This window comes from Streptomyces sp. WZ.A104, from assembly GCF_002382885.1.
In the GTDB taxonomy this organism is placed as follows: Bacteria; Actinomycetota; Actinomycetes; order Streptomycetales; family Streptomycetaceae; genus Streptomyces.
Genome location: NZ_NWVL01000030.1, coordinates 25,846 through 52,303 on the forward strand (window position 1 = coordinate 25,846; position 26,458 = coordinate 52,303).

The 26,458-nt window shown below is 72.2% G+C and carries 26 protein-coding genes; 7 read left to right on the forward strand and 19 right to left on the reverse strand.

Annotated elements, in window-relative coordinates; translation table 11 throughout:
* Positions 1-7 precede the first annotated feature (7 nt).
* Complete coding sequence (locus CIB93_RS17805) at positions 8-1,423, reverse strand: hypothetical protein (protein WP_096627926.1); 1,416 nt, start codon at positions 1,421-1,423, stop codon at positions 8-10.
* 257 nt (positions 1,424-1,680) lie between these two features.
* Here CIB93_RS17805 and CIB93_RS17810 point away from each other — a divergent pair, with 257 nt between their 5' ends.
* Positions 1,681-3,318 carry a penicillin-binding transpeptidase domain-containing protein gene (locus tag CIB93_RS17810; protein WP_096627927.1) on the forward strand — a complete coding sequence of 546 codons (1,638 nt, stop codon included), beginning with the start codon at positions 1,681-1,683 and terminating at the stop codon, positions 3,316-3,318.
* Between the two features lie 113 nt (positions 3,319-3,431).
* Here the strand turns inward: CIB93_RS17810 and CIB93_RS17815 are convergent, their stop codons facing one another.
* Complete coding sequence (locus CIB93_RS17815) at positions 3,432-3,812, reverse strand: hypothetical protein (protein ID WP_096627929.1); 381 nt, start codon at positions 3,810-3,812, stop codon at positions 3,432-3,434.
* Positions 3,813-3,943: 131 nt separating this feature from the next.
* Complete coding sequence (locus tag CIB93_RS17820) at positions 3,944-4,987, reverse strand: helix-turn-helix transcriptional regulator (protein ID WP_096627931.1); 1,044 nt, start codon at positions 4,985-4,987, stop codon at positions 3,944-3,946.
* A gap of 215 nt (positions 4,988-5,202) precedes the next feature.
* Between CIB93_RS17820 and CIB93_RS17825 the strand changes: the two genes are divergently transcribed.
* Together CIB93_RS17825 and CIB93_RS17830 are read left to right on the forward strand one after the other, a co-directional pair.
* Entirely contained in the window at positions 5,203-5,721 is a 519-nt protein-coding gene (locus CIB93_RS17825) for a YbaK/EbsC family protein (protein ID WP_096627932.1), read from the forward strand.
* Complete coding sequence (locus CIB93_RS17830) at positions 5,718-6,569, forward strand: DMT family transporter (RefSeq protein ID WP_096627934.1); 852 nt, start codon at positions 5,718-5,720, stop codon at positions 6,567-6,569. The genes CIB93_RS17825 and CIB93_RS17830 overlap by 4 nt, the downstream gene beginning before the upstream one ends.
* 7 nt (positions 6,570-6,576) lie before the next feature.
* Here CIB93_RS17830 and CIB93_RS17835 read toward each other — a convergent pair whose 3' ends face one another.
* Both CIB93_RS17835 and CIB93_RS17840 read right to left on the reverse strand, forming a co-directional pair.
* The gene (locus CIB93_RS17835; protein WP_096627936.1) at positions 6,577-6,789 is read right to left on the reverse strand and encodes a DUF397 domain-containing protein; all 213 of its coding nucleotides are present in this window, start codon (positions 6,787-6,789) and stop codon (positions 6,577-6,579) included.
* Positions 6,786-7,664, reverse strand: a complete 879-nt coding sequence (locus CIB93_RS17840; protein ID WP_096627937.1) for a helix-turn-helix transcriptional regulator — start codon at positions 7,662-7,664, stop codon at positions 6,786-6,788. Before CIB93_RS17840 ends, CIB93_RS17835 begins: the two co-directional genes overlap by 4 nt.
* A 164-nt stretch (positions 7,665-7,828) precedes the next feature.
* Between CIB93_RS17840 and CIB93_RS17845 the strand changes: the two genes are divergently transcribed.
* Together CIB93_RS17845 and CIB93_RS17850 are read left to right on the forward strand one after the other, a co-directional pair.
* The gene (locus tag CIB93_RS17845; RefSeq protein WP_096627939.1) at positions 7,829-8,266 is read left to right on the forward strand and encodes an ATP-binding protein; all 438 of its coding nucleotides are present in this window, start codon (positions 7,829-7,831) and stop codon (positions 8,264-8,266) included.
* A gap of 324 nt (positions 8,267-8,590) precedes the next feature.
* Positions 8,591-9,592: a hypothetical protein gene (locus CIB93_RS17850; protein ID WP_096627940.1), complete on the forward strand. Its 1,002-nt coding sequence runs from the start codon at positions 8,591-8,593 to the stop codon at positions 9,590-9,592.
* A 62-nt stretch (positions 9,593-9,654) separates the two neighbouring features.
* On the opposite strand, the gene hemC is transcribed toward CIB93_RS17850, so the two are convergent.
* From hemC to CIB93_RS17910, 11 genes are all read right to left on the reverse strand, one after another.
* Complete coding sequence (hemC, locus tag CIB93_RS17855; RefSeq protein ID WP_096628016.1) at positions 9,655-10,587, reverse strand: hydroxymethylbilane synthase; 933 nt, start codon at positions 10,585-10,587, stop codon at positions 9,655-9,657.
* Positions 10,588-10,605: 18 nt separating this feature from the next.
* Entirely contained in the window at positions 10,606-11,181 is a 576-nt protein-coding gene (locus tag CIB93_RS17860; RefSeq protein WP_096627942.1) for an O-methyltransferase, read from the reverse strand.
* Entirely contained in the window at positions 11,174-12,154 is a 981-nt protein-coding gene (locus CIB93_RS17865) for a hypothetical protein (RefSeq protein WP_096627943.1), read from the reverse strand. Before CIB93_RS17865 ends, CIB93_RS17860 begins: the two co-directional genes overlap by 8 nt.
* Before the next feature lie 125 nt (positions 12,155-12,279).
* Positions 12,280-12,801, reverse strand: a complete 522-nt coding sequence (locus tag CIB93_RS17870; RefSeq protein WP_096627945.1) for an AAA family ATPase — start codon at positions 12,799-12,801, stop codon at positions 12,280-12,282.
* A gap of 77 nt (positions 12,802-12,878) precedes the next feature.
* Positions 12,879-13,292 carry a hypothetical protein gene (locus tag CIB93_RS38920; protein ID WP_257002238.1) on the reverse strand — a complete coding sequence of 138 codons (414 nt, stop codon included), beginning with the start codon at positions 13,290-13,292 and terminating at the stop codon, positions 12,879-12,881.
* A 1-nt stretch (position 13,293) separates the two neighbouring features.
* Positions 13,294-13,794, reverse strand: a complete 501-nt coding sequence (locus CIB93_RS17885; RefSeq protein WP_096627946.1) for a GNAT family N-acetyltransferase — start codon at positions 13,792-13,794, stop codon at positions 13,294-13,296.
* A gap of 42 nt (positions 13,795-13,836) precedes the next feature.
* Positions 13,837-14,643, reverse strand: coding sequence for an SDR family NAD(P)-dependent oxidoreductase (locus tag CIB93_RS17890; protein WP_096627948.1), 807 nt, complete (start codon positions 14,641-14,643; stop codon positions 13,837-13,839).
* Positions 14,640-15,806 (reverse strand): serine hydrolase domain-containing protein, encoded by a 1,167-nt coding sequence (locus CIB93_RS17895; protein WP_096628017.1) that lies wholly within the window; start codon positions 15,804-15,806, stop codon positions 14,640-14,642. Before CIB93_RS17895 ends, CIB93_RS17890 begins: the two co-directional genes overlap by 4 nt.
* A gap of 121 nt (positions 15,807-15,927) precedes the next feature.
* Positions 15,928-16,716: an energy-coupling factor ABC transporter ATP-binding protein gene (locus CIB93_RS17900; protein WP_096627949.1), complete on the reverse strand. Its 789-nt coding sequence runs from the start codon at positions 16,714-16,716 to the stop codon at positions 15,928-15,930.
* On the reverse strand, positions 16,704-17,465 hold the full coding sequence (gene cbiQ, locus CIB93_RS17905) for a cobalt ECF transporter T component CbiQ (protein WP_096627951.1): 762 nt from the start codon (positions 17,463-17,465) through the stop codon (positions 16,704-16,706). The genes CIB93_RS17900 and cbiQ overlap by 13 nt, the downstream gene beginning before the upstream one ends.
* Position 17,466: 1 nt before the next feature.
* Positions 17,467-18,534 carry an energy-coupling factor ABC transporter permease gene (locus tag CIB93_RS17910; RefSeq protein ID WP_096627952.1) on the reverse strand — a complete coding sequence of 356 codons (1,068 nt, stop codon included), beginning with the start codon at positions 18,532-18,534 and terminating at the stop codon, positions 17,467-17,469.
* Positions 18,535-18,774: 240 nt separating this feature from the next.
* On the opposite strand from CIB93_RS17910, the gene CIB93_RS17915 reads away from it, so the two are divergent.
* Positions 18,775-19,191: an SsgA family sporulation/cell division regulator gene (locus CIB93_RS17915; RefSeq protein ID WP_096627954.1), complete on the forward strand. Its 417-nt coding sequence runs from the start codon at positions 18,775-18,777 to the stop codon at positions 19,189-19,191.
* A gap of 180 nt (positions 19,192-19,371) precedes the next feature.
* On the opposite strand, the gene CIB93_RS17920 is transcribed toward CIB93_RS17915, so the two are convergent.
* Positions 19,372-21,609, reverse strand: a complete 2,238-nt coding sequence (locus CIB93_RS17920) for an MMPL family transporter (RefSeq protein ID WP_096627955.1) — start codon at positions 21,607-21,609, stop codon at positions 19,372-19,374.
* Between the two features lie 123 nt (positions 21,610-21,732).
* The gene (locus tag CIB93_RS17925) at positions 21,733-22,305 is read right to left on the reverse strand and encodes a TetR/AcrR family transcriptional regulator (RefSeq protein WP_096627957.1); all 573 of its coding nucleotides are present in this window, start codon (positions 22,303-22,305) and stop codon (positions 21,733-21,735) included.
* A gap of 185 nt (positions 22,306-22,490) precedes the next feature.
* Between CIB93_RS17925 and CIB93_RS17930 the strand changes: the two genes are divergently transcribed.
* Positions 22,491-25,925 carry a S41 family peptidase gene (locus CIB93_RS17930; RefSeq protein ID WP_096627958.1) on the forward strand — a complete coding sequence of 1,145 codons (3,435 nt, stop codon included), beginning with the start codon at positions 22,491-22,493 and terminating at the stop codon, positions 25,923-25,925.
* Positions 25,926-25,981: 56 nt separating this feature from the next.
* Here the strand turns inward: CIB93_RS17930 and CIB93_RS39440 are convergent, their stop codons facing one another.
* Positions 25,982-26,311 carry a hypothetical protein gene (locus CIB93_RS39440; RefSeq protein WP_306454821.1) on the reverse strand — a complete coding sequence of 110 codons (330 nt, stop codon included), beginning with the start codon at positions 26,309-26,311 and terminating at the stop codon, positions 25,982-25,984.
* Between the last annotated feature and the right edge of the window lie 147 nt (positions 26,312-26,458).

The window sequence follows — 26,458 nt, forward strand, 5'->3', positions numbered from 1 at the left end:
GGCGGGTTCAGTCACCCCCGCAGCCCCCGCCCCCGCCCCCGCAGCTCGACCCGCAGCTGGGGCCGGACCCCCCGCAGCCGCCGCCGTCGGCCCGGCCGCTGCGGCCGTCACGGGTGCCTCCTCGGGACGGGGGCGAGCTGCGCCGTGGATTCCGGCGGCGCTCCTCGGCCTCGCGCGCCTGCTTCCTGCGGCGCTCCTCGGCCTCCGCGGCCTCCTGAAGCCGCTGTTGCTGACGGGCGGGGCCGTCCACCGGCTCCCACGGGCCCAGGCCGTGACGGCGGTCGGGGCGGAGCGGTGCCGCCAGGGTGGTCGCGTACATCCGCCCCATCTGCTGGTGGCGGTGGTACTCGGCGCAGGCGTACTCCAGAGCGACCTCGTCGCCCTCCGCGAGCGTGCCGTAGAGGACCGCCTCGAAGGGCTCGTGGTGCGGGTCGACGTCGTGGTGCCCGTTCCCCGCCCCGTACACCGAACCGCTGCCCAGCAGCCGTGTCATCGCCCGGGTGTCGCGCGGGAGGGATTCGTACGCGATCAGGGGCGGCGCCGAGGTGGTGCGGGCGTCCGCGTACACCCAGTACCGCACGCCCTCCCAGGGGTGCTGGGATGCCCCGAGGCGTCGGGGCTCTCCGGCGCGCACGCCCACGATCAGGGCGGGCTGCGGCTCCTCGTGCAGCCGCCGGGCCGCGCGGTAGGCGAGGTGGCCCCGGCCGTAGAGGGTCGTACCGGCCACCAGAAGCACCAGTCCGATGCGCTGCTGCCCGACGGCGTCGTACGCGGGCGCCGCCCCGGAGGCCGTCAGGTCGCCGAACAGGCCCTCGGCGAGGAACACGGCGGCGAGCAGACAGAGGGCCAGCCCGCCCAGGAATGCCTGGTGGCCCCGGTAGCCGTCGGACTCCGGAACGCCCTTGGGCAGCGGGAAGCGTCGTGTGCCCGCCGCGGCGAGGGTCAGGGCGCGCTGACGGCGCCGGGCCCGCAGCCGTAGGCAGCCCCCGGTGAACGCCAGGGCGCAGGCGGCGAGCACGACCGTGTACCCGGCCACGGCCGGGGTGTCGAGGCCGCCGGAGAGGGCCAGGGACAGGCCCGCCTCCACGGCGACGGCCAGGGCGGCGGTCACGGCCGCGACCGGAACGTACCGGTACCACAGCGGCAGGGCGGTCAGCAGGACCGCTCCCGGGTACCTGAGCCAGTCCGTGCCGTCCCCTTCTCCCGACCCGCCGTGCCAGCCCGCGCCCGCCGACGAGATCGCGAACAGCAGGACGTACGACACCGCCACCAGGGCGGCCAGGAGCCAGCCGCCCAGCACCGGGGCGAGGGCCGCCGGGACCCGCGCCTTCCGCCACCGCTCGGCGTCGGCCGCCGACCAGGTCGCGGCCCCGCCCTCGGGCAGCGCCGCGAACGGCAGTTGTTTGATCGGGTAGGCCGTCACCGGACCACCCCCGCGCACGCCCGTGCCCCCATGCTCCACGCCCCCCGACGCTCGCGCCCGCGTGCACTCCCCCGTGCACCCCCGTCCAGTCTTCCCAGCATGGCCCCAGCTCACACGGCTGCGGAGCGGAGAGCGCTTTCCAGCCAAGCATTCCGGTCCGGTAACAACACCCTCACCATCCGCCACCGCCGCCTAGGCTTCCTCAAGGATGCCCCTTGAACCTTTTTCGGGGCTCTCCTGGGGAGGGGGACTGCGGGATGCGCAGTGGAGCGAAGGTCGGCGTCGTCGGCGGTGTGTTCGTCCTGGTGGCGGGCGGTATCGGCTACGGGGCGTACAGCGTGCTCGGAGACACGGGCGACGGGGGCGGCGGTACGCGGAGCGCGTCCGAGTCCTCGAAGGTGAAGACGGGACCGCCGAGCGCGGAGGAGATAGCCGAGACGTCGAAGGGCTTCTTCGACGCCTGGGCGGCCGGGGACGCGGCGACCGCGGCCCTGCTCACCAACAACGAGGCGGGCGCGGAGCCGGTGCTCGCCTCGTACGGCGAGGACGCCCACATCGGCAAGGTGAAGATCACCCCGGGCCCGGCGGTCGGCACGAAGGTGCCCTACGAGGTCAAGGCCACCGTGTCGTACGACGGGAAGTCCAAGCCCCTGTCGTACGCCTCGGAGCTGACCGTCGTACGCGGCCTGACGACCGGGAAGGCCCTGGTCGACTGGGCGCCCACGGTCGTGCACCCGCAGCTGACGGAGGGCGCGACGCTGAAGACGGGCGAGTCCTCGACCCCGGCGATCGATGCCGTCGACCGCAACGGCACAGTGCTGACCAAGGAGAAGTACCCCTCGCTCGGGCCGATCCTGAACACGCTGCGCCAGAAGTACGGGGAGAGCGCCGGCGGTTCGGCCGGCATCGAGACCTGGATCGAGCCCGCCGACGAGTCCCAGCCGGAGATCAACCTGCTGACTCTGGCCAAGGGCAAGCCGGGCAAGGTGCAGACGACGCTCGACGCGGGCGCCCAGGCGGCGGCCGAGCGGGCGGTGAAGAAGTACTCGCAGGCGTCGGTGGTCGCGGTGAAGCCGTCCACGGGGGCGATCCGCGCGGTGGCCAACAACCCGGTGACCGAGTTCAACGTGGCGCTCCAGGGCAAGCAGGCGCCCGGCTCGACGCTGAAGATCGTGACGGCGGCGCTGCTGCTGGAGAAGGGGCTCGTCACCGCGAACGGGGCGGCGGAGTGCCCCAAGAACGCGATGTACTACGGGCGTTCGTTCCACAACCTCGACCACTTCGCGCTGCCGGACGGCTCCACCTTCACCCAGAGCTTCGCCAAGTCCTGCAACACCGCCTTCATCAAGCTCATCGACGACACGAAGGACGACGCCGCCCTCCCCAAGATCGCCCGGGACGTCTTCGGTATCGGCCTGGACTGGAAGACCGGCGTCGTCACGACCGACGGCAGCGTCCCGGCGGAGACAGGCGGTGAAGCGGCCGCCCAGTACATCGGCCAGGGCACCGTCCAGATGAACGTCCTCAACATGGCGTCCGTCACCGCCACCGCCCGCACCGGCACCTTCCGCCAGCCGGTCATCGTCCCCCAGTCCCTGGACAACCGGCCGTTGGCCACCGCCTCGCGCTCGCTGTCGCCCTCCGTCACCCAGCAGCTGACCACGATGATGCGCGCCACGGCGGCCTGGGGCACGGGCGCGAAGGCCATGGCGTCGGTGGGCGGCGACAAGGGCGCCAAGACCGGTTCGGCCGAGGTCGGCGGGCAGGAGACCTCGAACAGCTGGTTCACCGGCTTCAGCAACGACCTCGCCGCCGCGGCGGTCGTCCAGAGCGGCGGCCACGGCGGCGACGCGGCGGGCCCGGTGGTGGCGGAGGTGCTGCGCGCGGGCGGCTGAGGCCGGTCTCGATGCCGAAGCGACCTGCTGGTACTCACGTCCCTGGGGCGAGGGCGGAAGCACCCCCGCCCCAGGTCATCCGAGTAGACCCCTGCGGACAGGGCCCTGCGCGGCTAGGGCGCGAGCCTGATCGAGTTGATCGGGGTCAGGTCCACGTCCCAGAAGGTCCACGTGGGCATCTTCGCGCCGCAGCCGACCCCGTTGTACCCCGTGCACAGCTGGACGGTCGCCCCGCCTGTCTGGTTGTTGAACACCCGGTGGGTGCCGATCTGGTTGTTGAGGTTGTAGACGCCGTACCGGTAGTACGTCGCCTCCGGCCGGTTGCCGTTCCAGGACGCGCCCGGGTAGATGCAGACGTACCCGGACCGGCAGCCCGCGTAGGTGTCCTGGGCGTCCTGGGCGTCGGCCGAACCGGCCTGGGCCCCGGCCCCGGTCGTCAGTACGGCGCCTGCCGTGAACATGAGCAGTGCTGCCGCTCGTACGAACGTGCGCATGGTGTTCCTCCCTGCGCCGGGCCTCTGGGGCCCGGTGCTCCCCTGTGGGACGAGTGGGCGAGTGGTGTGACGGAAGAAGCGTGGCAGCGGAACGGGTACGCGCGCCGCACCCTTTCATCGGGATGAAAGGGTCACCTCCATCGAGAGGAGACCGTCCCCGTTCCCCGGGACGAGGCCGCCCCCTCCAGCAGCTGCCGCCCCAGCGGCGAAGGGTGGTGGAGCGTGCACCGGCCCTCCTTGCGGCAGGCCGCGAGGCCCGCCTCGCGCAGGATCGCCAGCTGCTGGCTGGTGTTGGGCAGCGAGCAGCCCACCGCACGGGCCAGCTCCGACGTCGTGGCGCAGCCGCGGGCCGTCACCTCGTGGAGGAGCGCGGCGCGCGTCGGCCCCAGCAGCCGGGCGAGCGAGGCGCCGGGGGAACCGGGGGCGGCGGCCAGGACCGGCTTCTCGACCGGGTAGACCAGCGTCGGCAGCAGCGCGCCGTCGACCAGCGTGAGCGGTTTGCGCCAGCAGAAGTACGACGGCATCAGGAGCAGTCCGCGCCCACCCAGGTGCATGTCCCGGTCGACCGGGTACGTCACCTCCAGCACGGGCGGGCTCCACCGGGCCATCGGGCGGAACGTCTCCAGCAGGGCCCGGGTGCCTCCGGCCGCCAGTTCGCGGCTCCGCCAGGCGAGGTCGGAGGCCACCGCCGCGTCGATCCACGGCCGGTACGGGGCGACGAACGCCGCGTCGTACGCGGTGAGCAGCCCGCCCAGCGCCCGCAGCGCCGCCGCGTCACCCCGCGCCAACTCCTCCCCCAGGAAGGGCCGCACCCCCGGCGCCGACTCCGCGAGCAGCGTGAGCTCCCTGCGCAGCCTGGTCCGGGGCGTCGACAGCACCCGGTCCACGCCCTGGCGCAGATCCGCGTTGCCACCGTCCACGGCGGGCGTCAGGAAGTCGGGGAAGTAGGGGCCGAACGGCACCAGGCTGCGCAGCGCCAGCGCGACGGCGCGGTCCGCTCCGCCGCCGGTCCCGCGCAGGCGGGGGACGACGGCCCGCCGCCAGGGGCCGAACGCGACCGGGCCCTCGTCGGTCTGGAGCCGGCAGATGCTGCACACGATCTCCCAGAGCGGGTCCGGGCGCCGGGCGAGGCGGACGTACTCCAGGTCCTGGGCGGTGAAGTGGATGCGGAGCACTATTTCCCCCTTGTCACACTTTCCTGCATATGTCGCCCTATCACTGTGGCGCGGGAAGGGGAGCCGCGATCAGCGCCCGCGACTTCCGGCCAGGGAAGGACCGAGGATTGGCCGGATGACCTGGCGAAAGGGCGCGAGGGCGCACGGGAGGGGTCGCAGAACCAGCAGCCGGAACCCCCTCGCGTGCCCCCTACAACGACCGCTAGCGTGCAGCCATGAGCACACCCGAGCCCCCGGCGACCGCCCCCGCCCCCGTCACCTCCCCCGCCCACCCCCGGTTCGCCGAGGCACTGGCCGAGCTGGGCCTCCAGGTCGAGGTACGACGCTTCCCGGACGCGACCCGTACGGCAGCGGAGGCCGCCGCCGCGGTCGGCTGCGAGCTGAGCGAGATCGTCAAGTCCCTGGTCTTCGCGGCGGACGGGGTCCCGGTCCTGGTCCTGATGGACGGCTCCTCGCGGGTGGACGTCGAGCTGGTACGGCGTGAGCTGGGCGCGCAGAAGGTCGAGCGGGCCGACGCGGGCCTGGTCCGGGAGACGACCGGGTACGCCATCGGGGGCGTACCGCCCTTCGGCCACGCGACCCGGACCCGAGTACTGGCGGACCGGCGGCTGCTGGACCACCCGGTGGTGTGGGCGGCGGCGGGCACCCCGCACACGGTGTTCCCGCTCGACCCGAAGACCCTGATCGCCCACGCGGGCGCGACGGTGGCGGACGTGCGCGAGTCTGCCAGGTGACCCCTCTGGTCGCGCTCGCGGTCCTCATAGCCGCAGTCACGCACGCCAGCTGGAACGCCATCGCCCACGCGATCAAGGACCAGCTGCTCTCCTTCACTCTGATCTCCGGCGGCGGCCTGCTGATCGGCGCGGCCCTCGCCCTCTTCGCCCCGTTCCCGGCGGCCGGGGCGTGGCCGTACCTCCTGGTCTCGGCCGCACTGCACGTGGCGTACATGCTGCTGCTGATGCGGTCGTTCACGCTCGGCGACTTCGGCCAGATGTACCCGATCGCCCGGGGCACGGCCCCGCTGGTGGTGACCGTCCTGGCGGCGGTCTTCGTCGGCGAGCACCCGGACGCGTGGGCGACGGCGGGCGTCGCGGTCGCCTCGGCCGGACTGGTCGGCCTGGCCCTCTGGGGCATCCACGGCTCCGGCACCCGCCCGCACTGGCCCGCGATCGTGGCTGCCCTGGGCACGGGCCTGGCCATCGCCGGGTACACGACGGTGGACGGCGTCGGCGTCCGGGCGTCGGGCACACCGCTCGGTTACGTCGCGTGGCTGATGATCCTGGAGGGCCTGGCGATCCCGGCGTACGCCTACTACCGCCGCCGTTCCGAACTGGCTTCCCAGCTGAAACCGTTCGCCGTACGGGGCCTGCTCGGCGCGGCCCTGTCGGTCGTCGCGTACGGCCTGGTGCTGTGGGCCCAGACCAGGGCCCCGCTCGCCCCGATCGCGGCGCTGCGGGAGTCCTCGATCATCGTGGGTGCGGCGATCGGCACGCTGTTCTTCAAGGAGCGCTTCGGGGCGCCGAGGATCGCGGCGGCGGGCCTGATGGCAGTGGGCATCGGCCTGATGCTGCACACGAGTTGAGGTCGGATCAGCGCCCTGTGGCGGCGTACGCGACGAAACCCTCCCAGGCGGCGGGGGTGACGGCGAGACGGGGGCCCTGGGCGTTCTTGGAGTCGCGGACGTGGACGGCGTCGGGGGCGGTCGCGACCTCGACGCAGTCGTTGGGGTTGCTGCTGTCGCTGTAGCTGCTCTTGAACCATCGCAGCTCAGACGCTTCCCCGGCAGAGGGCCTGTAGGTCATGACTCTCCCAGCACTTGCTCGATGAAGGCCTGGGACTCCTCCGGCGTGAGAGCCCGAGCCCGGATGATTCCAAACCCTAGCTCAAGGATACGGAGCTGCTTCGGGTGAGCGATGGGCCTTCCGGCGAACTCGTCATCGGCCCGTCCGACCGCCGAGCCGTCCGCGAACTTCAGCACTTGGATACGCCCGCCCGTTCCTGGGTGGTCCCACCGGGAGGTCGGCATCACCTGGATGTCCACGAAGGGCAACTCCCTCAGGCGGAGCAGGTTTTCGAGCTGTCGCCGCCACACCGCCAAGCCGCCGATCGGGCGGCGCAGCGAGGCCTCCTCCTGGACGAAACTGAGTTCGGGAGCGGGAGCTCGGTCGAAGATGGAGTGCCGCGCCACGCGAGCGGCCACTGCGCGCTCCAGCTCGTCCGGTGACAGAACAGGGCGCCGCGTACCGAGCAGAGCCCTGGCGTACTCCTCCGTCTGCAACAGACCGTGCAGGTTGTGGCTGCCGTACGCCGCCAGCTCGACGGCCCTGGCCTCCAACTTCGCCAAGTCCCGGATCTTCTTCGGATACCGCACCTCGGCGATGTCCGACTTCATCGCCGCGAGCTTCCCGCCCGCCCCCAGCGCCAGGTCCACCCCGTCCATGAACTCCGGGCGGGGGATGCGCCGTCCGCCCTCCACCTTGTAGATGAGGTCCTCCCCGTACCCCATCACCGACCCGAGCTCCCCCGCCCGCATCCCCGCCGCCTCACGCCACGCCCTGATCTGGCGCCCCACGGCGGCAACCACCGCGGCACCCGACTCGTCGTCCGGGTCGACGTCCCAGCCGGGCTCGTCCGCCCCGCCGTCTCCACGCTCCGTACCGTCATCAACCACGCTCATGCCAGCCCCACTTCCGACGTGCGTGCCGCTCTTCCCTCAACCCCGCCCGTTCCCCACGCGTCACGCCCGACAGCCCGGACAACACCGGACAAGCCCCGGACACTCACCGTACGCAAGGGCTCCGTCACTGGGCACGGTACGCAGAGACGGCCACGCTGAGTGACATGAACCAAGAAGTCGTGCCGCTCGCACAACACCCCGCCCCCACCCGCTCGTTCACCGTCCTGCTCTCACCCACCCGCCGGGGCGCCCGGCTCGCCCGGCTGCTCACCGTCGCCCATCTCGGCGCCTGGGGGCTCCCGTCGGAGTCGGCGGCCCACATCGTGGCCGAGCTGGCCGCGAACGCCACGGTGCATGGCCGCGTCAAGGGAAGGGACTTCCAACTCACTCTCACCGTCGACGCGAAGACCCTACGCATCGAAGTCACCGACACCCGGGGTGACCGCCTCCCGCCCGGCCCGGGAGCCGTGAAGGCACCCGAGGACGACGCGGAGAACGGGCGCGGGCTGCTCATCGTCGAGGCACTGGCCGACCACTGGGGCGTCACCCCCGGGCCCGTACCGCGCAAGACGGTATGGGCCGAAATCGGCCTCGTACGGTGACGGCCTCCACCGGGTCGCGCTCCACCGCGACCCGGTACGGCGCGACCGGATCGCGCTCGACCGCGACGCGGCGAAGCGCGACATCAACTACTTAAAGAACCAGGAGAAACAACCCCACCCCACCCGCCCCGGCCTCTACCCGACGGGCCCCAGGGGCTCGTCACCCACACGGGTGAGGTTTGCCAACTCAGCTGGATTTCGAGCCGGTTGGCGGGCATATGCTCACGCCAGCACCAACACCAGACACCGGACATACGTCGGCCCCCGACCGGGACTGCAATCCCGAACGAGGGCCTGACCACCAAGGAAGAAGAGACCTTCCCGATGGATACCCAGCAGAATACTGCGCTCATGCGCGCCCTGGCAGAGGTTCCCGGACCTCTCCCGGCCCGTGGCGTGATCCACATCGCCATCCCGCACACCGAGCGCTTCACGGTCGTCGGCAACCACCTCGCCCAGCACACCGCCCTCAGCGCCACCGCCCTGGGCGTCGCCGTACGCATCCAGTCGCTGCCCCGAGGTACCGAGGTCGGCGTCAAGGCCCTCGCCTCCCGCTTCCCCGAAGGCGAAAAACTCATCGCCACCGCCCTGCGCGAACTGGAAGCCCACGGCTACCTTCAACGCACCGTCGTCCGCCTCCCGAACGGCCGAATCGCCACCCGCACGGTCTACTGCAACCACCCCGAAGCACTGCTGCACCCCCGAGCGGCGCCCACGCCACAACTGCCGCCCGCCTCCCGGCAGCCCCGGACACAGGCGCAGCAGGCACAGGCACAGGCACCTGTGCCTGATCCCGCGCCGACCCCGCTGCCAGACCCTGGACCGGTGCCGGAACCCCCCACCCAGCCCGCCACCGAACCCAACACACCCACCGCACGCCTCGTACCGCCACCGACCGCACCCAAAGCCCCGCCCCGCCCCCTCCCCCGGCCCCGCGAACTCACCCCCGAACTCCGCCGGACTGCCGCCGCGCTCCTCACCGACCTACGACGACACACGCACGAACTGACGCTCACCGAGGACGCAGTCGAACGCCTCACCCCCGCCATGGCCGCCTGGCTGGAACGCGAAGCGCACCCCGACGCCATCCGCCACGCCCTGACGACCGACCTCCCGCAACCCGTCAACCACCCGGCGCAGTTCGTCAGACACCGCCTCATCGCGCTCCTGCCACCACCCCTCCCCGGCACTCAGGAGACCACCCCCGTACGTGCCGCCCTCGTCATCCCCATGCAGAACTGCGACGGCTGCGAACGCGGCTTCCGCGCCCGCACCCCCGGCCTCTGCCGCGCATGCAGAACCAACCACGAACAGACCGCCGCCTGAACCCGTCGCTCGGCCGCGGGCACTACGTGGCACCCGGCACATCGCGGGCGGCAGGCGGTCCGTCAGTGGGCGATGCCGTCGATCAGCTCCCTGGCCCCCTGCCGCAGCAGGCTGACCGCGACGGACGTGCCCAGGGTGGCCGGGTCGAGAGCTCCGGCCCATTCGTGGGCGTTGAGGACGGTCTTGCCGTCCGGGGTGAAGACCTTGGCCCGCAGCGACAGATCGCCGTTCCGTTCCACCTGGGCGTAACCGGCGATGGGGCTGTTGCAGTGCCCCTGAAGCACGTGCAGGAACATCCGCTCGGCGGTCGTCTCGCGGTGGGCCGCCGGGTCGCCGAGCCCGCTCACGGCGTCGATGAGGTCGGTGTCAACCTCCCGGCACTGGAGGGCCAGCACTCCGGCACCGATCGGCGGGCACATTACCTCGGGCGACAGGATCTCGGTGATCACGTCGGACCGGCCGATACGCTCCAGCCCGGACGCTGCCAGCAGCAGCGCGTCGGCCTCGCCTGCGGCAAGCTTCTCGAGGCGCCGGTTGGCGTTGCCGCGCATCGGTACGCAGAAGAGGTGGGGGTGGGATGCGGCGAGCTGGGCGGCACGGCGGACGGACGACGTCCCCATACGCGTCCCGGCGGGAAGCTCGTCGAGGCGCAGGCCGCCGGGGTGGATCAGTGCGTCACGGATGTCGTCGCGCCGGAGAAAAGCAGCGAAGACCGTACCCGCAGGCAGGGGCCTGTCCGCCGGGATGTCCTTGACGCAGTGCACCGCCAGGTCGGCTTCCCCGGCCAGGAGAGCGGCGTCCACCTCTTTGGTGAACGCGCCCTTGCCCTCCACCGCGCTGAGGTCGCCCATCCACTTGTCGCCCGTCGTCTTGACCGGGACGACCTCCGTACGGGTGCCGGGGTGGAGTACGGCCAGCTCGGCACGGACGCGCTCCACCTGGGCGAGTGCCATGGGCGAGTCGCGGGACACAATGCGGATCAGATCAGCGGACATGCCGTTCACGATAGTCCGTCAGATACGGGTTCCGACCAGAAGCCCCGACGCCCATGTCGCGAGCGTCCCAAGCAAGTTGGAGCGTTCGCTCAGACGTGCGAGAAAGTCGTCGACGCGGGTCTGGTGATCGCTGGGCCACGTGGGCTGCGGCAACAGATCGTCTACGACGTAGAGGCCGCCCGGCTCCAGCAGTTCGAGCAGATCGTCCAGCCGGAGAAACTTTCCGGGGCGGCAGTCCACATAGGCGAGTGAGAGGGGAGGACCGGTATAGCCGTCGAGCCAGGCGTCAGCATCTGCCGTCACGAAGGACACACGGGTGTCATGACCCAGATGCGCGGCGGCGACGGCCTGGCGCCCGGGGTCCGTCTCCATACTGGTCAGGTGGGCGTCGGGGCGCATGCCGTGGAGCAGCCAGGACGCCCCGGCGCCAACCCCCGTGCCCAGTTCGACGATATTCCCGGCGGGTTTGGACGCGGCAAGCGTCGCGAGCAGGGACCCGGTCCGGTCCTCGCAGGACATGGCGAACCCGAGACGGGTCGCGTCCGCGAGGATAGCGTCGAGGGCAGCCGGGCGGAAGTACGGGCGATCATCCACGGCTCTGCTCCAGGTATGCAGCCACCTGCCCGGCGGCGAACGTCAGCACGTGGTCCGCGCCCGCACGCCGGAGCATGGCGATGTATTCGGCCATTCCCTCGGCGCCCATCCCCCGCAGGGCAGGCCATTCACCGGAAGTGGAGTACGCGACGAGCGGCGCCTCCTGATCGGCCCGGAGTCGAACGAGGACATCGACTGCGGTCATGACCGGCTGGAGGGTGAGCGAGTCCGCCCCCTCGGCGATCCAACGCCTGGCTTGGACCACGGTGTCGCGCTGGGCACGGCCCGGTTCGAGCTGAAGGCCACGCCGGTGGCCGGCGGCCGGGTCAGTGGCCATCAACTCCTTGAAGGGGCCGTACAGCATCGTGTGGATAGCCAGGTTGGGGTTGACCCCGACATCGCGGAGCCCTCCGTCATCCAAGGCGGCACGGACGGCGCGCACCGAGCCGTCGAGCATCGCAGTGGGTGATACGACGTCGGCTCCGGCCTCAGCGTGCTGAACTGCCATGTCGCCCATCAGCCGGTAGGTCGCGTCGAGGTCGATACCTCCGGCGGACGTACGCAACACGCATTCCCCTCCGCTCGTCCAGGAGCAACCGCACACCTCTGTGGTCACAGCCAGGTCCGGTGCGGCCGCTTTGATCGCCGACACCGCCAGGACCATGCGGTTGCCCGCAGACACGGCGGCTGACCCGGCGCTGTCGCGGTCGTGGCCCAGGACGAATACCTTGACGCCGCGAATGCCGAGATCGCCCCACCGAGCCACGGTCCGCTGGACCTCTGCAAGGGGTACCGCGCCGGGGAGGCTTCCGGCCCCGGGATGCCCGTCGGGGAGGGCAAGGAGCGGAGCGCTGAGGTCTCCGGCGGTGAGCGCGGGACGGGTGTAGAGGGCACGCACGGCAGAGCGGGCCCGCGACGGGTTGACCCCGTCCGGACCGACGGCGGGTAGAGGCCGTCCGGTGAGTGTGGTCATGCGCTCAGTAGATACCGACAGCGCGTCGGCAAAATAGGGCGTGCGGGGTCAGATCAAGGAGCGCGTCCAGCGCACGACCACTCCTCCCGAATCAGTCGGCAGCCACCCGTCGCCCCCTCCCCGCCTCACCCCTTGACCGCCTCCACGATCCGTTCCGCGACCTGGGCGGGCGTGAGGTGTGTGGTGTCGATGACCTCGGCCTCGGCGTGCAGCCAGGTACGGGCGGCCTCGGCGTAGGGCTCCAGATGGGCGAAGCGGAACGGGGAGGGGCCGAGGTCCGTGTCGCCCTCGATGCGGCCGCGCAGGGTGTCCTGGTCGGCGTGGAGGACGAAGTGGCGGACCGGAATGCGGTGTTCGGCGAGGCCCGCGCTGATCTCGCGCCAGTACGGCTCGACCAGCACCGTCATGGGCATCACCAGGATGCCGCCCGTGTAGTCGAGTACGCGGCGGGCGGTCTCGACCACCAGCTGCCGCCAGGGCGGCCAGTGCTGGAAGTTGTCCGTACGGGACAGGACCGGCGTGATGTCCATGAGTGTCTCGCCGACCTTCTCGGCGTCGAACACCCGTGAATCCGGGAGCATTTGCCGCACGAGTGCGGCGGTCGTCGTCTTTCCCGCGCCGTGGGTGCCGTTGAGCCACACAATCATGGGCCCAAACCTAACGGCCGGGTCTCCCGGCGGGCGAGCGGCTTCTCCGGGAGGCACAGGTACGGAGGCCGGTGGTGTCAGACCTTGATCACAGTGACCCGCCCGCCGCACAGCGCGGTGAGGTCCTCGGGGTCGGAGGTGAGTACGGTGACGGGGCCAGGTGCTACGAGAGCTGTGGCGCAGAGCATGGCGTCAATGGCGCACTTGTACCCATGCAGCCCGGCATCGGCGCCGACCGTGTCACGCGGCGCTCTGGGCGTCGGCCTGCTGCTCACGGGCCCGTTGCAGCTGATCGCGCCTGGCCTGGATCTCTTCCTCACCGATCGGGCCATGATCGGCCTCGACCACGGCGATGAGCTGTTCAGGTTGTCCCACTCGATCTGGCGGGCGACAGCCGCCACGACGTAGGCGGAAAGGCCGCTACGCTGCCGAGCGGCTTCCGCGATACCGCGCGGCAGCGTGATCGAGTACTTGCCGGTGGCATCACTCATGCTACCTATCCTCCTGCACATCCCCCGAGGGCTGGTTCATCCACTCCGCGACCACCTCCCCGCCCTCCTCCACCCCCGTCAGGCGGAAGCCGAGCGCGGTGTACAGGCGGGCGGCGGCCTCGTTGGCCGGGGCGTAGGAGAGGCGGACCGCCGTGCGGCCGGGGCGGGCGGACAGCCAGGTCGCCAGGGTGCGTACGGCGGCCGCGCCGATGCCCCGGCCCTGGTGGGAGGCGTCGATCAGCACGCCGCCGATCCAGTACGAACCGTCCTCGTCCCGCCCCCACATGATGTGCCCGGCCACCTCGTCACCGGCCAGGACCGCCAAGGAGTGCCAGGTGTCCTCGCGGGCCGTCAGCACCAGGTAGCGGGCCGCCAGGGCAGGGACCCAGTCGCGCTGGTCGTCGCGGGGTGCGCAGTCGGCGACCGCCCGCCAGTTGTCCCCGTCGACCTCGTGGAGGGTGACGGGACGGCCCGCCCTGTCGGTGTGTTCGTACGTGATCATGCGGGGAGGGTAGGAGCGGCGGGTGGCGCCCCGCCAGGGGTTTTACTCCCGCCCCGACATCGCCTGGCGGAACCCCGTGTTCACCGCCAGGATTCCGCCGTCCACCCGCAGTGTCGTCCCCGTGATCCACGACGCGTCGGACGAGGCGAGGAAGGCGACGGCGGACGCGATGTCCTCGGGGGTGCCGACCCGGCCGAGGGGGTAGAGGGCGGCGGCACGCTCCAGTTCGGCGTCGCGGCCCGACCAGGCGGCCGTGCGGATCGTGCCGGGGGCCACCAGGTTGACCCGTACGCCGCGCGGGCCCGCGTGGCCCGCCAGCGTACGGGTCAGGCTGGCCAGGCCCGCCTTGGCCGCGCTGTACGCGTGGCCGCCGAAGTCCTGTTCGCCGTTGACCGAGCCGATGGTGACGATCGCACCCCGGCCCGAGGCCACCAGGTGCGGCAGGGCGGCGCGGGCGCAGCGGAAGGGGCCGGAGAGGGTGATGTCCAGGTCGCGGTCCCACTCCTCGTCCGGCTCGTCCTCGAAGAGACTCGCGTCCTCGCTCGCCGCGTACGCGTTGTTGACGAGGACGTCGAGGCGGCCGAAGGTCGCGGCCGCGTGGGCGACCGCCGCCTCCACCGCTGTCCGGTCCGCCACGTCGCAGGCCAAGGAGTCGGCCGTGCCGCCCGCCTCGCGTATCGCCGCCGCCGTGTCCGAGGCGCGCTCGGCGTCCAGGTCGGTGACGAGGACCGAGGCGCCTTCCGCCGCCAGGCGGTGGGCCGTTGCCGCGCCGATGCCCTGGCCGGCGGCGGTGATCAGGACGCTGTAGCCGTCGAAGCGGGCCCTTGCCCCACGCGTTGCAGGTGTCATAGCGCCGACCGTACTGCCCTGACCAGTGCCTGGGCACGGGGGTCCGCGGTGACTCCCTTCTGGAGGCCGTTGGTCACATAGCCGAGCGCGATGCCGGATTCGGGGTCGGCGAAGCCCAGCGAACCGCCCCGGCCCGGGTGGCCGAAGGAGCCGGGGCCCAGCAGGGGCGCCGCCGGGCCGTGCAGCATGTAGCCCAGGCCGAAGCGGGTGTTGACCACCAGGACCCGGTCGGGGCCCGCCGACTCCTCCGTGCGGGCCAGCGTCAGGGTCGCGGGGGCGAACAGGCGGCGGTGGCCGTCGACCGGGCCGATCATCGCGGCGTAGCAGCGGGCCAGGCCCCGGGCGGTCGCGATGCCGCCCGAGGCGGGGAGTTCGGCCGTACGGTAGGCGGCGTCGTTCTCGTCGGGGAACGGGTCGATCGCGCCGAACGCCCGCCGGGTGAGCGATTCCGGGTCGCGGTAGGCCTCGACCACCGAGCGTTTGGGGCGTACGCGCAGGGCGCCGGAGGCCGCGGTGGGGGCCGGGGGCTCCACGGAACCGATGCGGCCGATGCGGTGGGCCTCGTCGGCGGGGAGTCCGAACCAGAAGTCCAGGCCGAGCGGGCGCGCGATCTCCTCCGCGATCCAGCGGCCGATGGTGCGGCCGGTGGCGCGGCGGACCAGTTCGCCGATCAGCCAGCTGTAGGTCTGGGCGTGGTAGCCGTGGTCGGTGCCCGGCTCCCAGTACGGGCTCTGGGCCGCGACGGCCGCCGGGCCGGAGAGCCCGTCGGCGGCCTCGGCGGGGGTGAGGGTGCGGTCCAGGGCGGGCACCCCGGCCCGGTGGGCCAGGAGGTCGCGGACCAGGACGCGTTCCTTGCCGTTCGCCTTGAACTCCGGCCAGTACGTGGAGACCGGGGCGTCCAGGTCGACCTGTCCGCGCTGGTGGAGCAGGAGGGGGACGGCGGCGGCGATGCCCTTGCCCGCCGAGCGCACGATCTGGACGGTGTCGACCGCCCAGGGCTCGGTGCCGTCCACGTCTCTCGTACCGGCCCACAGGTCCACGACCTTGCGCCCGTCCCGGTAGACGGCGACGGCCGCGCCGCGCTCCCCCCGCTGCTCGAAGTTGCGGGCGAACGCGTCCGCGACCGCTTCGAACCCGGGTGCCACCGTGCCCCGTACGTCCACGTCCACGCCTGCTCCCGTACCCGCCGATGTGCCCGCGCCCTCGCTCATCCCCCCATGGTGCACGGCCGGGCGGGCACCATGGGCCCCGGGGCGTCGGCCCCTTCGGTCCGTCACGGTCTGTTCACGGAGACGGCACGGTCACGGAACGCGGGTCGAAGCCGAACGGGAGCTCCAGCCGGTGCGCACGCATCAACTCCGCGTCGCAGAGGAGGTCCTGTGTACGGCCGTCGGCGGCGATGACACCCTCGCTGAGGACGACCGCGCGCGGGCAGAGCTCCAGGGCGTACGGCAGGTCGTGGGTGACCATGAGTACGGTGACGTCCAAGGACCGCAGGATGTCGGCCAGTTCGCGGCGGGAGGCCGGGTCCAGGTTGGACGAGGGCTCGTCCAGGACGAGGATCTCCGGCTCCATCGCGAGGACGGTGGCCACGGCGACGCGGCGGCGCTGCCCGAAGGAGAGGTGGTGCGGCGGGCGGCCCGCGTACTCGTCCATGCCGACCTGCTTCAGGGCCCGCACGACCCGCTCCTCCAGCTCGGGGCCGCGCAGTCCGGCGGAGGCGGGCCCGAAGGCGACGTCCTCGCGGACGGTGGGCATGAACAGCTGGTCGTCCGGGTCCTGGAAGACGAGGCCGACCCGGCGGCGGATCTCGGCCAGATGCCGTTCGGCGACGGGGAGCCCGGCGACCCGGACCGTGCCGGAGCCCGCCTCCAGGATGCCGTTGAGGTGCAGGACGAGGGTGGTCTTGCCGGCGCCGTTGGGGCCGAGGACCGCGACGCGTTCGCCGCGCGCGACGGTGAGGTTCACCCCGAAGAGGGCCTGGTGGCCGTCGGGGTAGGCGTAGGCGAGGCCGCTGACGTCGAGCGAGAGCGGCGGCTCCTGGGCTGCGGAGGATGACGTCACAGGGTCCATCCCAGCAGACAGACCGCGAGGGCGAGTAGGGGAAGGGCCGCCGCGTACGCCCACTGGGTGCGGGTGGCCGTGGCCTGGTCGATGACCGGCATCGTGCCCCGGTAGCCCCGGCTGACCATCGCGAGGTGGACGCGCTCGCCGCGCTCGTACGAGCGGATGAACAGGGCTCCCGCCGAGGCGGCCAGCACCCGCCACTGGCGTACCCCGCGTGCCTCGAAGCCCCGGGAGCGGCGGGCGATCGACATGCGCCGCATCTCGTCGGTGATGACGTCCCCGTACCGGATCATGAACGAGGCGATCTGGACGAGCAGCGGGGGCAGCTTCAGGCGCTGGAGGCCGAGGAGCACGGAGCGCAGTTCGGTGGTGGCGGCCAGGATCACCGAGGCGGCGACGCCGAGGGTGGCCTTGGCGAGCACGTTCCAGGCGCCCCAGAGGCCGGGAACGCTGACCGGGACGCCGAGGATCTCGGTCTGCTCGCCGGGCACCACGAACGGCATGAGCAGCGCGAACGCGACGAACGGCACCTCGATGACGAGCCGTTTCAGCAGGAAGGCGGCGGGAATGCGGGCCAGGGCGGCGACGGCGGCCAGCAGCGCCGCGTACAGGCCGAAGGCCCACATCGCCTCGCGCGGGGTGGAGACGACGACGAGCACGAAGCCGAAGACGGCGGCCAGCTTGCAGTGCGGGGGCAGCCGGTGGACCGCCGAGTGTCCGTGCCGGTAGAGCTTGTGGGCGTGGCCCGCTCCCATGTCAGGCGTTCTCGTGGTCGCGCGGGTTGGTACGGGGTGCGCCCCGCTCGTCGTCCTTGCGGCGGCGGACCATCCAGAAGACGCCCGTGCCGACGACGACGGTGGCGCTGACGCCGATCACCCCGGCGAGGCCGCCGGAGAGCCGGGCGTTCTCGATGTCACCGACCCCGTAGTCGGCGAGCGGGGAGTCGGCGGCGCCGTGCTCCTCGGCCTTCTCGTCGATGCCCTTGTCGGCGGCGACCCGCTCCAGGCCGTCCGGGTCGGCGGAGGCGTAGAAGGAGACGACCCCGGCGAGGAGGAAGGCGGAGACCAGGCCGGTGATCCAGAACCCCCGGGTGGACCGGGCGGGGGCGGGCTCCGGCTCCCGGGTGGCGGCCGGGGCGTCGACCAGTTCGCCGTCGACCCGGAGCTTGAGGGGCGTGGCGGGGCCCTGGACGCCGTGGACGAGGTCGGGACGTACGGCGAGGACGGCGCCGACGGTCAGCGCGGTGATGACCGCTTCGCCGATGCCGATCAGGACGTGCACCCCGATCATGGCCGTGAAGACCGTGCCGATCGGGATGTCGGTGGTGCCGCCGATCCAGTAGAGCAGCGTGAACGCGGCGGCCGAGGCGGGCACGGAGACCAGGGCGGCGACGAACGCCGAGGCGGTCGCGGACCGGCGGTTGCGCGGCAGGAGGCCGGTCAGCAGCCGGAACAGCGCGTACGCGACGACGACGGTGACCACGCCCATGACGGTGATGTTCACGCCGAGCGCGGTGAGACCGCCGTCCGCGAAGAAGATGCCCTGCATCAGCAGCACCACGGACAGACAGAGCACCGCTGTACAGGGCCCGACCAGGATCGCGGCCAGCGCCCCTCCCATCAGGTGGCCGCTGGTACCGGCGGCCACCGGGAAGTTCAGCATCTGTACGGCGAAGATGAACGCGGCCACCAGCCCGGCGAGCGGCGCCGTGCGCTCGTCCAGTTCCCGGCGCGCGCCGCGGAGGCTGACGGCGAGGGCCCCGGCGGCGAACACCCCGGCGGCCACGGAGACAGGTGCATCGATGAATCCATCGGGTACATGCATGGGAGGCTCCGCTTCCTGCGGGGTCCGCGCGGCCTCCGCGCCCGTGCGGACGCGGTCCTGCGGGCGGGGTCATGAACCCGTCAATAATAGTGCTCTCCTGCGAACCATGCGCAAGAGCGGGACCCCGGCAGTATCGCTAACGATGCCCACCGGGCCGCCCCCTCGGGGCATCCACCGCGCCACCCCCGCGAAATATGGGACATTAGAGGACAGAGAGATGCATATAGGAGGAGCCGGCCCATGTCCCCTGTGATCGAAGAACATGCACGCGCCCGGCTCATCACGGACGGCCCCCTCACCCGCCCGGTCCCCGTCGAACTGCGCTACGACGCGGCCGACGACCCGCGCACCGTCCACATCACCCTGCCCGGCGGCACCGACTGGGCGTTCGGCCGCGACCTCCTGGAGCGCGGCCTGCGCACCCCGATCGAGCGCGGGGCCGTCCGGGTCTGGCCCTGCGGCCGTACGCAGCTGATCGTGGAGCTGCACTCGACGGACGGCGTCGAGGTGTTCCAGTTCGAGATCCGGACGCTGACCCGCTTCCTGGCCCGCACCCGCGCGCAGGCACCGGCCACGCCGTCGGACGACACCGGGCAGGTGCGCCCGCCGTCCCGCACCACCCGCCCGGAACGGGGCACCCAGCCGGCCCGCGGCTGAGCCGGCCACAGCGGGAGAGCCCCTGGGAAAGCCCCGGACCACCGCGGGAAAAGCCCCCGTGCGCGCGTCGCACGGGGGCTTTCTCTCCGCGCCCGGCCCCCCGTCCCCACAGGTGACCGGCGCTTCCGGGGCCGCGCTCCGCTCGGACGCGGCCCCGGGGCTCGATGAATCCGGACGGGGTCAGACGCGGGCGAGCTCGCGGTCGCTGTCGCCCTCTCCCGGCCCCTGCGGGGAACCGGACTCGTCGGTCAGCTGCTTCTGGAGCTTCTCGCCCTCCACGTCCACGTTGGGCAGGACCCGGTCCAGCCAGCGCGGCAGCCACCAGGCCCGCTTGCCGAGCAGGGCCAGCACGGCGGGCACGATCGCCATCCGCACCACGAAGGCGTCGAAGAAGACGGCGACGGCCAGCGAGAAGCCGATCATCTTGACCATCTGCTCGGAGGAGCCGATGAAGCCCGCGAAGACCGCCATCATGATCACGGCCGCCGCCGTGACCACCCGGGCGCCGTGCTTGAAGCCGGTCACGATGGCCTGCCCCGGGCTCTCGCCGTGGACGAACGCCTCGCGCATCCGGGTGACGAGGAAGACCTCGTAGTCCATCGCCAGACCGAAGACCACACCGACCATGAAGATCGGCATCATGCTCATGATCGGACCGGTCTGCTCGACCCCGAAGAGCGAGCCCAGCCAGCCCCACTGGAAGACCGCGACGACCGCGCCGAGGGCGGCGACCACCGAGAGCAGGAAGCCGAGGGCCGCCTTCAGCGGGACCAGGACCGAGCGGAAGACCAGCATCAGCAGCAGGAACGCGAGGCCCACGACGAGCGCCAGGTAGGGCAGCAGCGCGTCGTTCATCTTCTGCGAGAAGTCGATGTTCATCGCAGTGGCGCCGGTGACCAGTACCTCGGCCCCGGTGTCGGCCTTGACGCCCTCACCCGCGTCGCGGATGGCGTGGACGACGTTCTCCGTCTCGACGGAGGACGGCCGGTCCTTCGGGATGACCACGATCGTCGCGGTGTCACCGGCCTTGTTGAACTCGGCCGGGGCGACGGCGACCACGCCGATGGACTTGATCTCCTCGGAGACCCGCGCCACCGCGGCCTCGCCGTCCGCGCTGTTCTTGGTGTCGACGACCGTGACCAGCGGCCCGTTGAACCCGGGGCCGAAGCCTTCCGAGAGCATGTCGTACGCCTGGCGCTGCGTGGTCGACTTCGGCTGGGCGCCGTCGTCGGGCAAACCCATCTCCAGCGAGGCGGCCGGTACGGCGATGACGCCGAGGCCGAGGACGCCGACCAGCATGACCCAGACCGGCTTGCGCAGCACGAACCGCGCCCAGCGGGTGCCCATGTTCGGCTTGGCCTTGCCGAGGTCGGCCTTGCCCGCCGACTCGGCGGCCCTGCGCGCCTTGCGGCCCATGACCCGCTTGCCCGCGAAGCCCAGCAGGGCCGGGACGAGGGTGAGGGCGATGACGACGGCGATGGCGACCGTTCCGGCGGCGGCGAAGCCCATCTTCGTCAGCATCGGGATGTTGACGACGGCGAGGCCGACCAGGGCGATGACCACGGTCAGGCCCGCGAAGACGACCGCGGACCCGGCCGTTCCGACGGCCCGCCCGGCGGCTTCCTCGCGCTCCTTGCCCTCGGCCAGTTCGGCGCGGTAGCGGGAGACGATGAACAGCGCGTAGTCGATGCCGACCGCGAGGCCGATCATCATGGCGAGCGTCGAGGTGGTGGAGCCCAGGTCCAGGACGTTGGCCAGGGCGGTGATGAGCGAGACCCCGATGCCGACCCCGATGAGGGCGGTCACCAGCGGCAGCCCGGCGGCGATCAGCGAGCCGAAGGTGATGACCAGGACCACGGCGGCGATACCGACACCGATGATCTCGGCGGCCCCGCTGTGCGGCATGACCTGGAGCGCGTCACCGCCGATCTCCACCTTCATGTCACTCTTCTGCGCGTCCTTGCCCACGCCTTCCAGGGCGTCCCGGGTCGCGTCGGTCAGCTCCATGGAGTTGACCTTGTAGGCGACCGAGATGTACGCCGTCGAACCGTCCTGGCTCACGGCCTGCGCCTGGAACGGGTCGGCGACCGAGGCGATCTGGTCCGAGCCGGACTGGAGCTCCTTGACGAAGCCGGTGATCTCGCGCTTGTTGTCGGCGTCGGTCACCTTCTCGCCCGAGGGGGCCTTGAAGACGACCCGGGCGGTGGCGCCGTCGGCGCTGGAGCCGGGGTTGCGCTGTTCCAGCAGGTCGAAGGCGCGCTGCGCCTCCGTGCCCGGGATGGAGAAGGAGCTGGAGGTGGCGGTGGACGCGGAGGCCGCACCGAATCCGGCGAGCGCCAGCAGCGCCACCCATATCAGGGCGACGAAGCGGCGGCGGCGGAAGGTGAGCCGTCCGAGCTTGTAGAGGAAAGTGGCCACGGGGGCGTACTCCCGGTCAGGTCGTGTGTCTGGAAAACGGGCAGAGGAAACCAGCCCGACGACGAGAGCGGCGTGTCAGGTGGGGCGGGTCGGGGAGAGGGCCGTACGGAGGGGACGGGGACGTCAGACGCCGAGGGCGGGGAGAACCACGGAGTCCACGTAATCGATGAGGAACGCCTGGTCGACAGGCTGGTCCTCGATCAGCTGCCGGGCGGCCAGCGCGCCGACCAGCATGTGCGGGACGTACTTCAGCGCCGGATTGTCCGAGCGCAGCTCACCCCGGTCCACCGCCCGTTGCAGCAGCTGGTCGAGACCGGTCATCTCCGGTTCGATCAGCAGCTCGCGCAGGGCCTGGTGCAGCTCGGGGTACTCGTGGACGGCATGGCTCAGACCCCGCATCAGCGCGGCGTCCTTCTCCATCTGACAGTCGTCGGTCCGGCTCAGCGCGGCACGGAAGTCGCCGCGCAGCGAACCGGTGTCGATCTCGGCGAGGTTCACCGGCTTGTTGTGCCGCAGCGCCTTCACGACGAGCTCGGGCTTGGAGCCCCACTGGCGGTAGAGCGTGGCCTTGCTCGACCGGGTGCGGGCGGCGACGGCGTCCATGGTCAGGGCGTCGTAGCCGACCTCGCGGAGCAGGTCGAGAACGGCCTCGTACAGCTCGCCCTCACGCTCGGGAGTCAGCCTGCTGCGTGCCATGTGCCGACCTCCTTCGCCGTATCGCTCTTCGCGGTCCCGCAGCCTCGCTCAGCCTCGCCCGGGAATCGAACGAAACTGTTTCGTACACCTGAACCGTACCTCCAGCACCCAGCGAAACGAAATCGTTTCGCTTGTGTGCTGCACCACAAGTTGCCCCGGGCCCTTCGCGCGGAAAGCATTGGGGGGTGAGTGACGACGTCGCGTATCTCCGTTTCCCGCACCTCCACCAGGACTTGCTGTGCTTCGCGGCCGAGGACGACCTCTGGGTCGCCCCTCTCGCCGCCGCGGGGCACCGGCCGGGCCGGGCCTGGCGGGTGACCGTCGACCGGACCCGGGTCAGCCATCCGCGCTTCTCGCCCGACGGCACCTCCATCGCCTACACGACCTGGCGCACGCTGGACCCCGAGATCCACCTCGCCCCGGTCGACGGCGGCCCGGCCCGCCGCCTGACCTACTGGGGCTCGACCGACGCCCGGGTCTGCGGCTGGAGCCCCGACCCCGGAGCCACCTCGCAGATCCTCGCCGTGTCCTCGCACCAGCAGCCGTTCTCGTACTTCTCCTGGGCCTACAGCGTCCCCACCGACGGCAGCCCCGGCGGCAAACTCCCCTGGGGCCCGGTCTCCGACATCGCGGTCGCCGACATCGACGGCGAGCGCCGCACCCTGCTGCTCACCGGCACGCCCCCGCACGAACCGGCCGCCTGGAAGCGCTACCGGGGCGGGGCCATGGGCCGCCTGTGGCTGCACGGCGAACGCCTGCTCCCGGACATCGACGGCCACCTCGCCACCCCGATGTTCGTCGGCCGCCGCATCGCGTTCCTCTCCGACCACGAGGGCGTCGGCAACCTGTACTCCTGCCGGATGGACGGCACCGGTCTGCGCCGCCACACCGACCACGACGCCTACTACGCCCGCAACGCCTCCAGCGACGGCCACCGGGTGATCTACCAGTGCGCCGGGGACCTCTGGCTGGTCGAGGACCTCGAGTCGCCGGACGCCACCCCGCGCAAGCTGGAGGTACGCCTGGGCGGGCCGCGCACCGGCCGCCGCCACTACCAGGTCTCCGCCGCCAGCAACGTCGACTCGCTGTCCGTCGACGAGACGGGCCGGGCCAGCGCCGTCACCGTACGCGGCAGCCTCTACTGGCTCACCCACCGCGACGGCCCCGCCCGCACCATCGCCGACACCCCCGGCGTCCGGGTGCGGCAGCCGGAGATGCTCGGCAGCGGCGGCCGGGTCGCCTACGTGACCGACGCGGAGGGCGCGGACGCGGTCGAGATCGCCCACCTGCCGCGCGCCAGCGGCGACCGCCCCCCGCGCCTGCTGGCCTCCGGGCAGCTGGGCCGGGTGCAGGAGATGGTCTCCGCCCCGGACGGCGAGCGCCTCGCGATCGCCTCGAACGACGGCCGCCTGCTGCTCCTGGACACCGCGGAACCGGAGGCGGAGCCGGCGCCCGAGCCCCTGGCGGCCGAGGAGGCGGCCGAGGGGACGCCCGAAGAGGCGGCCGCGAGGGCCCCCGGCGGCTCCACCCGCGCCGACCTCTACGCTGCCACGGGCGCGGCGGTCCCGGCGAGCGTGCCGGCCGCCGAGCACCCGGGGCTCACCGAGGTGATCCGCTCGGTGAACGGCCCGGTCCGCGATCTGGCCTTCTCCCCCGACGGGGCCTGGCTGACCTGGTCGCACCCGGGAGTCGGCCGCTCGCTGCGGCAGATCAAGCTCGCCCGGATCTCCGGCCCCGGCGCCCCGGTGATCGTGGACGTCACCAACGGCCGCTTCGAGGACGAGAACCCGGTCTTCACGGAGGACGGCCGCTATCTGGCGTTCCTGTCCTGGCGCGGCTTCGACCCGGTCTACGACGTGCACACCGGCGACCTGTCCTTCCCGCTCGGCTGCCGCCCGTACCTGGTCCCGCTCTCCTCGGCCACGCCCTCCCCCTTCGCGCTCTCCCCGGACGGGCGCCCCGCGGCGGGCGGCCTGGACCCGGTGGACGTGCCGGACGGAGGTACGTCGGAGGGGTCGCCGGTGATGGTGGAGTTCGAGGGCCTGGAGAACCGGGTGACACCGTTCCCGGTCTCCGCCTCGAAGTACTCGGCGCTGGCCCCGGTGACCGGCGGCGGTCTGGTCTGGCTGCGCTGGCCGATCTCCGGTGCGCTGGGCGAGACGTTCGCGAACCCGGCCGACATGTCCGGGCGGCCGACCCTGGAGCACTTCAACATCGCGAAGGCCCGCAAGACGGAACTGGTCGACCACCTCGACTGGTTCGCGGTCAGCGGCGACTCGTCCCGGCTCGTGGTGATGGACGACGGCGAGCTGCGTGCCGTACCGGCGGCCGAACCGGGCGACACCGACTCCACGGTCTATCTGGACCTGCGCCGCATCCTGCACGAGGTCGACCCGGGGGCGGAGTGGCGGCAGGCGTACGGGGAGGCGGGCCGGATCATCCGCTCCTTCTTCTGGGAGCCGGACATGTGCGGCATCGACTGGGACGGGGTGCTGGAGCAGTACCGCCCGCTGGTCGAACGGGTCGCGTCCCCCGACGAGTTCGCGGACCTGCTGCGCGAGGTGCTGGGCGAGCTGGGCACCTCGCACGCGTACGTCTCCCCCGCCCGCCGCAACGAGGGCCCGCCGCACTACCAGCGGGCGATCGGCCTGCTCGGCGCCAACCTGGTCTGCCGGGACGGCTGCTGGGTCGTCCAGCGCATCCTGCCCGGCGACTCCTCGGACTCCAAGGCGCGCTCACCGCTGGCGGGTACGGGGATCAGGGAGGGCGCGGTCCTCACCCATGTGGACGGCCGCCCGGTGGACCCGGTGGCGGGCCCGTACCCGCTGCTGACCGCGGCAGGCGGCACCACGGTGGAGCTGACGTTCGCCCCGGCGGGCGGAGGTCCGTCCCGCCGGGTGGCGATCATGCCCCTGGTGGACGAGCGCCCGCTGCGCTACCAGGACTGGGTGGCCAAACGCCGCGACGTCGTAAGGGAGTTGAGCGGCGGCAAGTGCGGCTACCTGCACATCCCGGACATGGGCGGCTCGGGCTGGGCCCAGTTCAACCGGGACCTGCGCCTGGAGGTGTCCCGCCCGGCGCTGATCGTGGACGTACGGGGCAACGCGGGCGGCCACATCAGCGAGCTGGTCGTGGAGAAGCTCACCCGTACGATCCTCGGCTGGGACCTGACCCGCAACGCCCAGGCGGTCAGCTACGCCTCCAACGCGCCGCGCGGCCCGGTCGTCGCCCTGGCCGACGAGGCGACCTCCTCCGACGGCGACATGATCACCGCCGCGTTCCGGCTGCTGAAACTGGGCCCGGTGGTGGGCCAGCGCACCTGGGGCGGCGTGGTCGGCATGACCGGCCGTCACCGCCTGGGCGACGGCACGGTGATCACGGTGCCGATGAACGCGGCCTGGTTCGACACCTACGGCTGGTCGGTGGAGAACCACGGCGTGGAACCGGACGTGGAGGCCCTGCGCACCCCGCTCGACTGGGCGGAGGGCCGGTACGCCGTACTCGACGACGCGGTCCGCCTCGCCCTGGACCTCCTGGCCGCCCACCCGGCGGCCACCCCGCCCTCGTACGACACGGCCCCGAACCTGCGGCGGCCGCCGCTGCCGCCGCGGAGTTCCTGAGGGCGGGGCGGACGCACCTCCTGGGGCTCGCTCGACGGCCCGGGGACGCCCGGCGGTCAGCGCAGCGGCGTGCGCCGCTCGTAGACCGTCACCCGGCGGCCCCGGGCCACTTCGTCGGCCACGGCCGTGAAGTGCTCCTCCAGCACGGAGGTCTTGGCCTTGTCCCGGGCGGCGGTGACCGGCCGCGCCACCCGGGGCGCGTCCGTCACCAGCAGTATCCGCTTCTGGGCGAGCATCGCCGTGCGTATCCGGTCCGGCTCCGCCTCTATGCCTTTCAGCGTGCCGGATTTCTGCGGGCTCTGGGCCAGCGCTATGTCCGCGAGCCCGGAGAAGGCGTCCGGGGAGACCGGTTCGGTGTCCCGCCGGGCCGCCGGAATGAAGAGCACCGCGTTTCCGGGCCGCTTCAGAGGAGAGCCCGACGAGGCCGGCCTGCGGCAGCGCCAGCAGCGGCAGCCCGACGGACGCCGCCGGCAGCCGGCCCGCCCGCGGCCGGTCCGGCGGACGCTCCTCCCCCGGGGGCCTGGCCGACGGAT

Excerpts from the sequence above, each read along its gene's own strand:
- CIB93_RS17810 (WP_096627927.1), top strand. The coding sequence starts at position 1,681 with ATGCGCAGTGGAGCGAAGGTCGGCGTCGTCGGCGGTGTGTTCGTCCTG.
- CIB93_RS17815 (WP_096627929.1), bottom strand. The coding sequence starts at position 3,812 with ATGCGCACGTTCGTACGAGCGGCAGCACTGCTCATGTTCACGGCAGGC.
- CIB93_RS17825 (WP_096627932.1), top strand. The coding sequence starts at position 5,203 with ATGAGCACACCCGAGCCCCCGGCGACCGCCCCCGCCCCCGTCACCTCC.
- CIB93_RS17835 (WP_096627936.1), bottom strand. The coding sequence starts at position 6,789 with ATGACCTACAGGCCCTCTGCCGGGGAAGCGTCTGAGCTGCGATGGTTC.
- CIB93_RS17840 (WP_096627937.1), bottom strand. The coding sequence starts at position 7,664 with ATGAGCGTGGTTGATGACGGTACGGAGCGTGGAGACGGCGGGGCGGAC.
- CIB93_RS17845 (WP_096627939.1), top strand. The coding sequence starts at position 7,829 with ATGAACCAAGAAGTCGTGCCGCTCGCACAACACCCCGCCCCCACCCGC.
- CIB93_RS17850 (WP_096627940.1), top strand. The coding sequence starts at position 8,591 with ATGGATACCCAGCAGAATACTGCGCTCATGCGCGCCCTGGCAGAGGTT.
- hemC (WP_096628016.1), bottom strand. The coding sequence starts at position 10,587 with ATGTCCGCTGATCTGATCCGCATTGTGTCCCGCGACTCGCCCATGGCA.
- CIB93_RS17865 (WP_096627943.1), bottom strand. The coding sequence starts at position 12,154 with ATGACCACACTCACCGGACGGCCTCTACCCGCCGTCGGTCCGGACGGG.
- CIB93_RS17870 (WP_096627945.1), bottom strand. The coding sequence starts at position 12,801 with ATGATTGTGTGGCTCAACGGCACCCACGGCGCGGGAAAGACGACGACC.
- CIB93_RS38920 (WP_257002238.1), bottom strand. The coding sequence starts at position 13,292 with ATGAGTGATGCCACCGGCAAGTACTCGATCACGCTGCCGCGCGGTATC.
- CIB93_RS17885 (WP_096627946.1), bottom strand. The coding sequence starts at position 13,794 with ATGATCACGTACGAACACACCGACAGGGCGGGCCGTCCCGTCACCCTC.
- CIB93_RS17890 (WP_096627948.1), bottom strand. The coding sequence starts at position 14,643 with ATGACACCTGCAACGCGTGGGGCAAGGGCCCGCTTCGACGGCTACAGC.
- CIB93_RS17900 (WP_096627949.1), bottom strand. The coding sequence starts at position 16,716 with ATGGACCCTGTGACGTCATCCTCCGCAGCCCAGGAGCCGCCGCTCTCG.
- cbiQ (WP_096627951.1), bottom strand. The coding sequence starts at position 17,465 with ATGGGAGCGGGCCACGCCCACAAGCTCTACCGGCACGGACACTCGGCG.
- CIB93_RS17910 (WP_096627952.1), bottom strand. The coding sequence starts at position 18,534 with ATGCATGTACCCGATGGATTCATCGATGCACCTGTCTCCGTGGCCGCC.
- CIB93_RS17915 (WP_096627954.1), top strand. The coding sequence starts at position 18,775 with ATGTCCCCTGTGATCGAAGAACATGCACGCGCCCGGCTCATCACGGAC.
- CIB93_RS17925 (WP_096627957.1), bottom strand. The coding sequence starts at position 22,305 with ATGGCACGCAGCAGGCTGACTCCCGAGCGTGAGGGCGAGCTGTACGAG.